Here is an 11,643-nt window from a genome sequence, read left to right on the forward strand (position 1 = left end):
CCAAGGGAGCCCCACGCATGCCCAGCCCCACCCCTTACGTGATTGCACAGCCGCAGGCGCATCAGTTACTGCAGCAACTCGACGTACCGCAGATCATGCGCAGCCTGTTCCGTGATCTCGCAGCCGCAAAGGCGGTGCAACCGGCCCAGCAACAGGTCGGTTTTCCACAAGGTGACGGTGATTTCATCAACTACCTGGGAGTGCTGGCCGAGGAGCGTGTCTACGGCATCAAGACCTCGCCCTATATCGTGCGCGAGCAGGGTCCGCTGGTCACCGCCTGGACCCTGCTGATGTCCATGGACAGCGGCCAGCCGCTGTTGCTTTGCGACGCCGGCGAGCTGACGACTGCCCGTACCGCGGCGACCACCGCAGTGGCCGTGGACGCCCTGGCTGCGCCGAGCGCCAGCCGCCTGGCGATCGTCGGCAGTGGCCCGGTGGCCCAGGCACACCTGCGTTATGCCAGGAACCTGCGTGAATGGCGGAGCATACGCTTGTATTCGCCCAACCTCGGTGCCGAAACCCGCGGGCGCCTGTTGGAGATCGAACCCCACCTGGAACTCGTCGCGCACCTCGACGCAGCCCTGGAGGAGGCCGATGTGATCATGCTTTGCACCTCCTCCGCGACCCCGGTCATTGATCCGCGCACACTGGGCAAACCGGCCCTGATCACCTCCATCAGCACCAATGCGCCGCGCGCCCATGAAATCCCGCCGCAAGCCCTGGAAGCGATGGAGGTCTACTGCGACTACCGCAAGACCACCCCGGACTCGGCGGGAGAGATGCTGATTGCCAGTTGCAAGCACGACTGGGAGGCCGACAGCATTCGTGGCGACCTGGCCGAATTGCTGAGTGGACAGGTCCCGCGCCCGGAGTACGCACGGCATGTCTTTTTCCGCTCCATCGGCCTGGGCCTGGAAGATATCGCGCTGGCCAATGCGCTCTATCATCTGCACAACGCCCGCTGATCGCACCTTGTTCCCCGCACTGTGGGGGCGGGCTTGCCCGGGAAGAACGATAACGCGACCCGCCGCAAAGACTGCCCAGCCCTTTTTCGACAGGCCCGCCCCCCAACCTCACCTTTCAGGAGACCTTGAATGAGCCAGGCAGACTTCATCATCATCGGCGGCGGCATTGCCGGCGCGTCCACCGGTTTCTGGCTCGCCGCACACGGCCGGGTCATCGTGCTCGAGCGCGAGTCGCATCCGGCCTACCATTCCACCGGCCGTTCGGCTGCCCTCTACAGTGCCGCCTACGGCACCGCCCAGGTACGCGCGCTCACCCTCGCCAGCCGGGACTTTTTCGACCATCCACCCGCCGGCTTCGCCGAACACCCGCTGCTCACCGCCCGTGGCGAGATGACAGTAGACTTCAACGGCGACCCGGACGAACTGCAGTCGCAGTACCTGAGCGCCAAGGCCAGCGTCCCCGAGGTACAGAAGCTCAGCGCCGACGATGCCTGCGCACGCCTGCCGATCCTGCGCCGGGACAAGGTCCACGGCGCCTTCTATGACCCCAGCGCCAGCGATATCGACACCGATGCCCTGCACCAGGGCTACCTGCGCGGCATCCGTCGCCAAGGCGGGGAAATCCACACCGACTGCGAAGTCCTCGGCCTGGAGCGCGATGCCGACGGCCGCTGGCAAGTTCTGACCAACGGACAGACCTTCAGCGCCCCGGTGATCATCAACGCTGCCGGCGCCTGGGCCGATCATATCGGTCATCTGGCCGGTGCCGCCGCGCTGGGCCTGCAGCCCAAGCGTCGGACCGCGTTTATCTTCGCACCGCCCGAAGGCCTGGAAACCCATCACTGGCCCATGCTGGTGAGCCTGGACGAATCGTTCTACATGAAACCGGATGCCGGCATGTTCCTGGGCTCGCCGGCCAACGCCGACCCGGTCGAACCCCACGACGTACAACCCGAGGAACTGGACATTGCCATGGGCATCTACCAGATCGAGGAAGCCACCACCCTGAGCATCCGCCGCCCGACCCGCACCTGGGCCGGCCTGCGCAGTTTTGTCAGCGACGGTAACCTGGTGGCCGGTTTCGACCCTTCGGTCACAGGTCTGTTCTGGGTGGCGGCGCAGGGCGGTTACGGCATCCAGACCTCTCCCGCCATGGGCCAGGCCAGCGCTGCCCTGGTGCGTGGCCAGGCCTTGCCGGCCCACCTCGAACACTTCGGCCTGACCGCCGCGATGCTCTCGCCTGCCCGCCTGGGATGACGACCGCCGGCGATTACGGCACACTGCCAGCGCCCTTACCGGGGCGCTGACGCCGCCTGGAGAAGACCATGACACCCCGACAGGATCCCGCCCTGGATAATTTCCGAGCCATTGCCGACGCCATTGCCACGCTGTTCTTTCCCCATGCGGAAGTGGTGCTGCACGACCTGCGCACACAAAAGGTCGACTACATCGCCAACAATATCTCCAAACGCGAGATTGGCGACGATGCCGCCCTGGAGGACATGCTTGACGGGCAAGTCAGCGAGCGCAATATCGGCCCCTATGAGAAGCTCAACTGGGATGGCCAGAAGATTCGCAGTGTCAGCACCGTCCTGCGTGACAGCCAGGGCACTCCGCTGGCGGTGCTGTGCATCAATCTGAATATTTCCCTGTTTGAAAGCGTCAAGGCTGCGCTGGACCTGTTCCTCTCCTCCAGCAAGCTGGTGCCGCAACCGGATGCACTGTTTCGTGATGACTGGCAGGAACGGATCAACACTTTCCTGCACAACTGGCTGCGCCAGCGGCAACTGGGGCTCAACCTGCTGACCCGCGACCACAAGCGCGAGCTGGTGCTGGCCCTCCATGCCGAGGGCGCGTTCAAGGGCAAGAGCGCGGCCAACTATGTGGCGAACGTGCTGAACATGGGCCGGGCGACCGTTTACAAGCACCTGAAGGAATTGAAGGCAGAGGTCTGAAGCAGCCGGAGCTATCAGACAGACCCCCATTGTGGCGAGCGGGCTCCGGCACTCAGTCGCCGTAGATATCCGACTTGAAATACTTCCCTTCGATCTTCTGGTATTCGCCACTGGCGCGGATACCGTCGATGGCCTTGTTCAACTGTCCCAGCAACTCGCTGTTGCCCTTGCGCACGGCGATCCCCGCGCCTTCGCCGACATATTTCGGGTCCTTCAGTTCAGGCCCTGCAAAGGCATAGCCCGCGCCCCGCGGCATCGCCAGGAAATCGCTCAACGGAATGGTGTCGGCGAAGATGCCATCCAGACGCCCGGACGCCAGGTCCATATAGATCTCTTCGTTGTTGCCATAGCGCACCACCTTGATACCCCGCGGTTCCAGGACCTCGGTGGCGTAGCGGTCAGTGGTGGTCGCACGCTGTACGCCAATGGTCTTGCCCTTGAGGCTGGTGTACTGATCATCCACCACCGCACCCTGCTTCATCACCAGCCGCGAGGAGGTGAAGTAGTACTTGTGGGTGAAATCCACCGACTTCTTGCGCTCGTCGGTAATGGTCATCGACGACAGCGCCGCATCGATCTTCTTGACCTTGAGCGACGGAATCAGCCCGTCGAACTCGCCCTCGACCCATTCGCACTTGACCTGCATCTGCGCGCACAAGGCATTGCCGATGTCGTAGTCGAAGCCGCCGATCCTGCCTTCGGCGGTCTTGAACGCAAACGGCGGATAGGCCGCCTCGATGCCGATGCGCAAGGTCTTCTCGGCGGCGAACGGGCTGGCGCTGGTGAGCAGGCTCAGGGTAACGGCACAGATCCGGGTGAACTTCTTCATGCTGGGGCTCCCGCTGGTTATTGGAGGTGTTGTGACACGGCAGTAGACAGAAGAAAACAACTTGATTTTGTACTTATAAATCCATACTGGACTTATATGTACAATCCGTCAACGAGCAAATGCAGCCGGCCCGAGGTGGCCGTGAATGGAGATTTACCGTGATTTCACCGCGGTCTTCGCGGGGATGCGGCAACCGACAGGCCCCAGTTCCAGCAGGCCTTTGGCGTACACAGAGCGGGTGAACGACGACTGACTGCAGGAGCCGGACCTGCCCGCAAAGAGGCCCTCAAGCAGACCGCTACTTCCAGCGTTGCGCCGCCGCCTGGTCGCTGGCCCGCCCCTCGACCCAACGCGGCCCCTCGGCGGTGTTTTCCTTCTTCCAGAACGGCGCCCGGGTCTTGAGATAGTCCATGACGAAGTTGCAGGCGTCGAACGCCGCCTGGCGGTGGGCACTGGCCACACCGACGAACACGATCGGCTCCCCCGGCTCCAGCGCCCCGATCCGATGCAGAACCTCCAGCCGCAGCAGCGGCCAGCGCTGCTCGGCCTCGCTGATGATCTTGCCCAGCGCCTTCTCGGTCATACCCGGATAATGTTCGAGAAACATCCCGGCCACTTCGCGCCCGTCATTGAAGTCACGCACATAGCCGACAAAGCTGACCACCGCGCCGATACCCACATTCGCCGCGTGCAACGCATTGACTTCGGCGCCCGGATCGAAGGCTCCGGCCTGGATACGAACCGCCATCTCAGCCTCCGGTCACGGTAGGAAAGAACGCCACCTCGTCCCCGTCGACCAGCGGCTCGCCCACCCCGCACAGTTCCTGGTTACGCGCGCACATCAGGCCCTGCTCGGCCAGCACCTGCCAGTTGCCACCGCGCTGCAGCAGGTGGTCGCGCAAGTGCCCGAGCGTGGCGAACTCGCCCTCGACCTGTTCGGCATCCACCCCGAGTACTTCCCGGTAGCGGGCAAAGAACTGCACATCGAGCTTCATGACGCATCCGCCTGATAGTGACCGCTCTTGCCGCCGAGCTTCTCCAGCAGGCGCACGTTCTCGATGGTCATGCCACGGTCGACCGCCTTGCACATGTCATAGATCGTCAACGCCGCGACACTGGCCGCCGTCAGCGCCTCCATCTCCACCCCTGTCTGGCCGGACAGCTTGCAGCGCGCCACGATGCGCACGGCATCCTCGCCCTCGGCGCTCAGCTCGACCTTGACGCTGGTGAGCATCAGCGGGTGGCAGAGCGGAATCAGTTCGGAAGTCTTCTTCGCCGCCTGGATCCCGGCGATACGCGCCACGGCGAACACGTCACCCTTGGGGTGACCGCCACTGACGATCATTTGCAGGGTTTGCGGCAACATGCGCACCCGCGCTTCGGCCAGCGCCTCGCGAAAGGTCACGGCCTTGTCGGTGACGTCGACCATATTGGCGCGACCTTGGGAATCGAGATGAGTCAGCACGGCGATACTCCTGATCAGGAGCGTCGATTGTAAACCCGCGGGTCAGTTTTCCGCACGCCCGAGATGGGCACCGGACCGGGCGGCGCGCGGCCGCCCGGGTTGCGGTTACAGGTGGGATTCGGCGTATTCGGCCAGGATCGAACGCGGCACGCCCTGCAGGGTGATGTGCACGCCGTTCGGGAAGTCCTTGAAGCGTTCGGTCAGGTAGGTCAGCCCGGAACTGGTCGCGGACAGGTAGGGAGTATCGATCTGTGCCAGGTTACCCAGGCACACCACTTTGGAACCGGCGCCGGCACGGGTGATGATGGTCTTCATCTGGTGCGGCGTGAGGTTCTGGCATTCGTCGATCAGGATCAGGCTCTGCTGGAAGCTGCGGCCCCGGATGTAGTTGAGGGATTTGAACTGCAACGGCACCTTGCTGAGGATGTAGTCGACGCTGCCATGGGTGCTTTCGTCATCCATGTGCAGGGCTTCGAGGTTGTCGGTGATCGCTCCCAGCCAGGGCTCCATCTTCTCCGCCTCGGTACCGGGCAGGAAGCCGATTTCCTGGTCCAGGCCCTGCACGCTGCGGGTGGCGATGATACGCCGGTAGCGCTTGCTGACCATGGTCTGCTCGATGGCGGCCGCCAGGGCCAGGATGGTCTTGCCGGAACCGGCGGCACCGGTCAGGTTGACCAGGTGGATGTCCGGGTCGAGCAAGGCGTACAGCGCCAGGCTCTGGTAGATGTCGCGGGGTTTCAGGCCCCAGGCCTCCTGGTGCAGCAGCGGTTCCTGATGCAGGTCGAGGATCAGCAGCACATCGGCATCGATCTCCTTCACCCAACCGACGAAACCCTGCTCATCGATGATGAACTCATTGACGTGCACAGCCGGCAGGTTGTCGGTCATCTGCACCTGGTGCCAGGTGCGCCCATGCCCCTGACGGGTCTCGACCTTGCTGACCCGGTCCCAGAACGAGCCGGGCACGTTGTGGAAGCCCTTGGGCAACAGGTCCACGTCATCGACCAACTGATCGGTGCTGTAGTCCTCGGCCGCGATGCCACAGGCACGCGCCTTGAGGCGCATGTTGATGTCCTTGGTCACCAGTACCAGGCGCAGCCCCTTGTCACGCGCATGCAGGTCGACCAACTGGTTGATGATGATGTTGTCGTTGAGGTTCTCCGGCAGCAACAGATTGGGCTCGTTGCGCTTGCTCATCAGGATCGACAGCGCCCCCTTGGGACCACTCTTGCCCCGCTGGATAGGCACTCCCCGCTCGACGTCCTCGGGGCTGGCATCGCCCAGGGTCTTGTCGATCAGGCGGATCGCCTGACGGCATTCGGAAGCCACGCTGTGGTGGCCGCTCTTGAGTTTGTCGAGTTCCTCCAGGACCGTCATCGGGATGGCGACGTGATGCTCCTCGAAGTTCAGTAACGCGTTTGGATCGTGGATCAGTACGTTGGTATCGAGCACGTAAAGGATTGGCTGGTTGGAAGAAGGCGTGCGTCCGTGATCATCCATACTCGGTCACCTTTGTGGGAGCCAGTCGACGCGACGCCTGGACGGCATCGCGCCTCGAAGTGACCGCCGAACTCGCCTGGAAGGGGCAGGCGCTCTGTGCACAAGGTGGGGTCTTGGCAGACGCCACCTGTGTTGCAGGTTTCGGCGGTCTGACTCCGTAATACCGCAAAACCCGTGACAGGAAAAAGCACTTTGACGACTTTTTGAAGTTTATTTTTCAGAGTGACGAATAGCCCTTGGCGAGCAGGCCGGACCCCGTTAAAGTCGGAAGTCCACCTGCCGCGAATTCCTTCGAAATTTCCTACATCCCGAGCCTTCAAGCCACGAGAACCCAGCTTATGGCACGGTTGGCGAGCACGGCGGACGTTCCCACAACGCACTAGCGAAACGCGTCGTTGCAATCACGCCAACCCAGGCCACTTTCCGCCGTCTGCCGTAACAGCCAGGGCAATGCACCAAGCGCCTTGTCCTGGGCATCGTGGAACACGATCACACCACGCCGCCACAACAGCATCAGGGTCATCACCCGCTGGGCGGACTGCTCGGCGCTGAGCTTGCCACTCCCATCGGCCGAATCGATGTCCCACAACACCACCTGCAAGCCCTGCTTCCTGAAGAACGCCCCGCTGTCCGCCTGGCGCTGGCCATAAGGCGGGCGGAACAACGGCAGGTAGTTCTCCGGCAACACGCTCTGTGCCAGCGCGGCACTGCGCTGCACCGAATCCTGCCAGTCCTGCCAGTGACTGTGGGAGCGATACTGCCAGCCCTCGATACCTACGCACTGCTGTTTATAGAGCTCCCGTACGGCCATGATCGAGCTCTTGTCCACCCGCGCCTGCAGGGCGCCGCCCAGGACAAGGAACAGGCCATTCATCTTCTGCCGGCGCAGGTACCCGGTCAGTTTGTCGGTATTGCCCGCGACCGGACCGGGACCGCCGTCGAAGCTCAGCAGGAACAGTCGATCATGGAAATCCTCGCCATTGCGCTCGGGCTCGCCGAACAGGGCGATTTCGCTGCTGGTCTGGGGAAACAGCGCGGCCATGCGCAGCAGTTCATCCAGGTAGCGCTCGTGAAACGCCCGGCTCGGCTCGGCCCAGCGGATATAGAAGGAGTCTTCCGGCACGCGGAACTTGCCGGCCTGTTCGCGCAGGCTGTCCATGTCTTCGACGTAATAGCAGAATGAAGCGTCCTGCTCGCAGCTCTGCTGGGCGAAGTTGTAGTTCTGCAGTAGGCGCGACCAGAGACGGGCACGCACCCGGTTGATCGACGCCATGTTGATCTGCCTGAGCCCCAGGCGCTGCCTGAGGGCCGGCTCGTCGGTCATCTCGCTGACCAGCAGGGCATGGGCGAAGGTGAGGATTTCCGCCCGCGAGGCGACATCGAACAGCGCCGGGCTGCTCAGCGCCTCGGGCCAGGTGCTGCGATCCAGGGTCGCGACGTCGTTCGGCGCGGCCGCGGCGCCCAGGCAGGCCAGCAGGGCCGAGCATAAAAGAAGAAAACGCAAGGAGGATGTCTCCGTGACAGGAACCTGCGCACTATAGCCGATCTCAACGTCCGCCCCTCCTGCCGCGCGTGTTCCGGCCCATTCGCGGGCAAGCCCGGCTCCTGCAGTCCCGGGTCGCATGACAATCCTGCGTAAAAATCGCCAAGCCCCAAAGACAAGCACCCGGCCGCTATCGGCATCATAGGTGGAGCCAAACCGCCCAACCCCTAGAATCCCCGACGATTACAGGAGACGACTTCATGCTGATGGTGATTTCCCCCGCCAAGACCCTCGATTTCGAAACACCACCGGTGACGAAACGCTATACCCAGCCACAATACCTCGACCACTCCCAGGAGCTGATCGAACAACTGCGCCTGCTGAGCCCAGCACAGATCAGCGAGCTGATGCATGTCTCCGACAAGATCGGCGGCCTCAACGCCGCGCGCTTCGGCAGTTGGACCCCGGCCTTCACCCCGGACAACGCCAAGCAGGCCCTGCTGGCCTTCAAGGGCGACGTCTACACCGGCCTGAACGCCGAGGATTTCAGCGACGCCGACTTCGACTTCGCCCAGACCCACCTGCGCATGCTCTCCGGGCTCTACGGCCTGCTGCGCCCCCTGGACCTGATGCAGGCGTACCGCCTGGAAATGGGTACCAAGTTCGCCAACGGCCGCGGCAAGGACCTCTACGCCTTCTGGGGCACGCGCATCAGCGAATGGCTCAATGAAGCCCTGGCCGCACAAGGTGACGACGTACTGCTGAACCTGGCCTCGAATGAATACTTCTCGGCGGTCAAACGCTCGGCGCTCAACGCCCGCATCATCAATACCGAGTTTCGTGACCAGAAGAACGGCCAGTACAAGATCATCAGCTTCTACGCCAAAAAGGCCCGCGGCATGATGGCCCGCTTCGTGATTCGCGAACGCATCACCAACCCTGAAAATCTGAAGACGTTCGACGAACAAGGCTACCGTTTCAGCGCAGAACTCTCCAAGCCGGACAACCTGGTGTTCCTCCGCGACCACGCGCCGGAGTAACCGTTTCAAGGCACAGCCCCTGCACGGTGGGAGCGGACTTGCCCGCGAAGGCGTCTTCGAGAGCGGCAAAAGCTTCGCGGGCAAGCCCCACTCCCACAATAATCATGGCAGCAGCTCCGCGAACAACGGGCGCCGGTTTACTCTCGGGTGCCGGCTTGAACGCTCGTCGCCGGGGAGTCAAAGCCCATTGGCTCTCGCAGGCGATTCTCCCCTTGAGGAAAATGATTGCCGGCCCAAGGCGATTTTTCTGTTACCCTGCCCCGACCTGGTGCACTGCACGCAATGTGTAGAACCCACGATTTCCTCTCCTCCCCTTCGTGCGCCACCCCGGAAATCCATTTTTCTGACGCCATAAAATTGACCGTAACAACAATGAAAATTCTTTCACTCGACTTTTTTCATTTTTTTTCGTAGTGGCACCAAAAAATTTTTCCCATGATGGCATAGAACCATCGCAGCGTTTTTCGTCCCCGTAATCAAAGGGCGAAACGAGAAGTGCTATCAATATGAAAGCAGTGCCATCTCCAACAATATTTCAAGAATTTTCCGAAAACAGGATGAGCGGATCGGAACTTATGTTCCCCTCCATTGCTCATACCACCCGTGACGAGTCTCAACGATTTTGTAAGAGATGACTTACAGGCAGGCTGGATAACTTGTTTAAGTTTGAACCTAGGACTTACGAAAGAGCCCAGCCAATTGCAATCCATCAAAGGACAGGAGATACGCATCATTAATATCCCCTACGAAGGCCAGGGCGGCCACCCAGACAATGCACCAGTCAGACACTTGCCGGCTTATACCCCAAAGGCTCTGCCACGGGCATAAGCGGACGGCAAGCCCGCTGACAAGGACCGTCCTGAAGAAGGTCGGCCACATTAAAGGGCATGTCCCTCATAACAAGGCCAAGTTGCGCACAGCTTGAGTGCAATTATTTAGCCACTCGATATTTATATGCCTGCACTCGGTAGAGCAACCTCTTCCGGTGAGACTTTCGAGTGCATTACGACTACTGGCTACATTAACTTCCGCCATTTGATGGCGTAATTAAGATAGAGGTAAATGCAATGCGCATTAGCATATTCGGTTTGGGTTACGTCGGTGCAGTCTGTGCCGGTTGCCTGTCTGCACGAGGCCATGATGTCGTTGGCGTTGATATCTCCAAGGACAAGATCGACCTGATCAACAACGGCAAGTCGCCGATTGTCGAACCGGGTCTGGAGCCGCTGCTGGCCCAGGGTATTGCCAGTGGTCGACTGCGCGGCACCACCGACTTCGCCGAGGCGATTCGGGCCACTGATCTGTCGATGCTGTGTGTCGGTACGCCAAGCAAGAAGAACGGCGACCTGGAGCTGAACTACATCGAATCGGTGTGCCGTGAAATCGGTTTCGTCCTGCGCGACAAGACCACCCGCCACACCATCGTCGTACGCAGCACCGTGCTGCCGGGCACCGTGAAGAACGTGGTGATCCCGATTCTCGAGGACTGCTCGGGCAAGAAGGCCGGCGTCGACTTCGGCGTCGCGGTCAACCCCGAGTTCCTGCGCGAAAGTACCGCGATCAAGGACTACGACTACCCACCGATGACCGTCATCGGCGAACTCGACAGTGCTTCCGGCGATGTCCTGCAGGCCCTCTACGAAGAACTCGACGCGCCGATCATCCGCAAGGACATCGAAGTGGCCGAGATGATCAAGTACACCTGCAACGTCTGGCACGCCACCAAGGTGACCTTCGCCAACGAGATCGGCAACATCGCCAAGGCCGTCGGCGTCGATGGCCGCGAAGTGATGGACGTGGTCTGCCAGGACAAGACCCTCAACCTGTCCCAGTACTACATGCGCCCCGGCTTCGCCTTCGGCGGCTCCTGCCTGCCCAAGGACGTGCGCGCCCTGACCTACCGCGCCGGCTCCCTGGACGTCGAGTCGCCACTGCTCAACTCGCTGATGCGCAGTAACGAGACTCAGGTACAGAACGCCTTCGACATCGTCGCCAGCCATGACAAGCGCAAGGTCGCCCTGCTCGGCCTGAGCTTCAAGGCCGGTACCGACGACCTGCGCGAGAGCCCGCTGGTGGAACTGGCGGAAATGCTGATCGGCAAGGGCTTCGACCTGAGCATCTACGACAAGAACGTCGAGTACGCCCGCGTCCACGGGGCGAACAAGGACTACATCGAATCGAAGATTCCCCACGTGTCGTCCCTGCTCAACGCCGACTTCGACGCCGTGATCGACAACAGCGACGTGATCATCCTCGGCAACCGCGACGAGAAGTTCCGCGACCTGGCCGAGAACGCGCCACACGGCAAGCAGGTCATCGACCTGGTCGGCTTCATGTCCAAGCCGACCAGCGCCGGCGGCCGCGCCGAAGGGATCTGCTGGTAAACCCGCGGCAACCGCAACGCGG

The 11,643-nt window shown here is 61.8% G+C and carries 11 protein-coding genes; 5 read left to right on the forward strand and 6 right to left on the reverse strand.

Going from position 1 to position 11,643, the window contains the following annotated elements; genetic code table 11:
* The first annotated feature begins 17 nt into the window (after window positions 1-17).
* The 3 genes from ACZ5KU_RS26035 to ACZ5KU_RS26045 all read left to right on the forward strand — a co-directional run bounded on the left by ACZ5KU_RS26035 (window position 18) and on the right by ACZ5KU_RS26045 (window position 2,920).
* Window positions 18-965 (forward strand): ornithine cyclodeaminase family protein, encoded by a 948-nt coding sequence (locus ACZ5KU_RS26035; RefSeq protein WP_464736452.1) that lies wholly within the window; start codon window positions 18-20, stop codon window positions 963-965.
* Between the two features lie 129 nt (window positions 966-1,094).
* Entirely contained in the window at window positions 1,095-2,222 is a 1,128-nt protein-coding gene (locus ACZ5KU_RS26040; RefSeq protein ID WP_464736453.1) for an NAD(P)/FAD-dependent oxidoreductase, read from the forward strand.
* 68 nt (window positions 2,223-2,290) lie between these two features.
* Window positions 2,291-2,920, forward strand: coding sequence for a helix-turn-helix transcriptional regulator (locus ACZ5KU_RS26045; RefSeq protein WP_054061706.1), 630 nt, complete (start codon window positions 2,291-2,293; stop codon window positions 2,918-2,920).
* A gap of 52 nt (window positions 2,921-2,972) precedes the next feature.
* On the opposite strand, the gene ACZ5KU_RS26050 is transcribed toward ACZ5KU_RS26045, so the two are convergent.
* From ACZ5KU_RS26050 to ACZ5KU_RS26075, 6 genes are all read right to left on the reverse strand, one after another.
* Window positions 2,973-3,749, reverse strand: coding sequence for an ABC transporter substrate-binding protein (locus tag ACZ5KU_RS26050; protein ID WP_054057828.1), 777 nt, complete (start codon window positions 3,747-3,749; stop codon window positions 2,973-2,975).
* 298 nt (window positions 3,750-4,047) lie between these two features.
* The gene (moaE, locus tag ACZ5KU_RS26055; protein WP_054057827.1) at window positions 4,048-4,497 is read right to left on the reverse strand and encodes a molybdopterin synthase catalytic subunit MoaE; all 450 of its coding nucleotides are present in this window, start codon (window positions 4,495-4,497) and stop codon (window positions 4,048-4,050) included.
* Window position 4,498: 1 nt separating this feature from the next.
* Window positions 4,499-4,744 carry a MoaD/ThiS family protein gene (locus ACZ5KU_RS26060; RefSeq protein WP_054061707.1) on the reverse strand — a complete coding sequence of 82 codons (246 nt, stop codon included), beginning with the start codon at window positions 4,742-4,744 and terminating at the stop codon, window positions 4,499-4,501.
* Complete coding sequence (moaC, locus tag ACZ5KU_RS26065; RefSeq protein ID WP_054057825.1) at window positions 4,741-5,214, reverse strand: cyclic pyranopterin monophosphate synthase MoaC; 474 nt, start codon at window positions 5,212-5,214, stop codon at window positions 4,741-4,743. Before moaC ends, ACZ5KU_RS26060 begins: the two co-directional genes overlap by 4 nt.
* 105 nt (window positions 5,215-5,319) lie before the next feature.
* The gene (locus tag ACZ5KU_RS26070; protein ID WP_054057824.1) at window positions 5,320-6,714 is read right to left on the reverse strand and encodes a PhoH family protein; all 1,395 of its coding nucleotides are present in this window, start codon (window positions 6,712-6,714) and stop codon (window positions 5,320-5,322) included.
* Between the two features lie 379 nt (window positions 6,715-7,093).
* Complete coding sequence (locus tag ACZ5KU_RS26075; RefSeq protein WP_054061708.1) at window positions 7,094-8,218, reverse strand: polysaccharide deacetylase family protein; 1,125 nt, start codon at window positions 8,216-8,218, stop codon at window positions 7,094-7,096.
* Window positions 8,219-8,457: 239 nt separating this feature from the next.
* On the opposite strand from ACZ5KU_RS26075, the gene yaaA reads away from it, so the two are divergent.
* Window positions 8,458-9,237 carry a peroxide stress protein YaaA gene (gene yaaA / locus ACZ5KU_RS26080; protein WP_054057822.1) on the forward strand — a complete coding sequence of 260 codons (780 nt, stop codon included), beginning with the start codon at window positions 8,458-8,460 and terminating at the stop codon, window positions 9,235-9,237.
* Between the two features lie 1,067 nt (window positions 9,238-10,304).
* Window positions 10,305-11,621, forward strand: coding sequence for a nucleotide sugar dehydrogenase (locus ACZ5KU_RS26085; RefSeq protein WP_054057820.1), 1,317 nt, complete (start codon window positions 10,305-10,307; stop codon window positions 11,619-11,621).
* Window positions 11,622-11,643 lie beyond the last annotated feature (22 nt).

The sequence above is a fragment of the Pseudomonas sp. Tof1 genome, from assembly GCF_055390395.1.

Bases quoted from the DNA above. Each gene is read 5' to 3' on its own strand.
- ACZ5KU_RS26085 (WP_054057820.1), top strand. From the start codon at position 10,305: ATGCGCATTAGCATATTCGGTTTGGGTTACGTCGGTGCAGTCTGTGCC.
- ACZ5KU_RS26070 (WP_054057824.1), bottom strand. From the start codon at position 6,714: ATGGATGATCACGGACGCACGCCTTCTTCCAACCAGCCAATCCTTTAC.
- ACZ5KU_RS26045 (WP_054061706.1), top strand. From the start codon at position 2,291: ATGACACCCCGACAGGATCCCGCCCTGGATAATTTCCGAGCCATTGCC.
- ACZ5KU_RS26050 (WP_054057828.1), bottom strand. From the start codon at position 3,749: ATGAAGAAGTTCACCCGGATCTGTGCCGTTACCCTGAGCCTGCTCACC.
- ACZ5KU_RS26035 (WP_464736452.1), top strand. From the start codon at position 18: ATGCCCAGCCCCACCCCTTACGTGATTGCACAGCCGCAGGCGCATCAG.
- ACZ5KU_RS26040 (WP_464736453.1), top strand. From the start codon at position 1,095: ATGAGCCAGGCAGACTTCATCATCATCGGCGGCGGCATTGCCGGCGCG.
- ACZ5KU_RS26060 (WP_054061707.1), bottom strand. From the start codon at position 4,744: ATGAAGCTCGATGTGCAGTTCTTTGCCCGCTACCGGGAAGTACTCGGG.
- moaE (WP_054057827.1), bottom strand. From the start codon at position 4,497: ATGGCGGTTCGTATCCAGGCCGGAGCCTTCGATCCGGGCGCCGAAGTC.
- yaaA (WP_054057822.1), top strand. From the start codon at position 8,458: ATGCTGATGGTGATTTCCCCCGCCAAGACCCTCGATTTCGAAACACCA.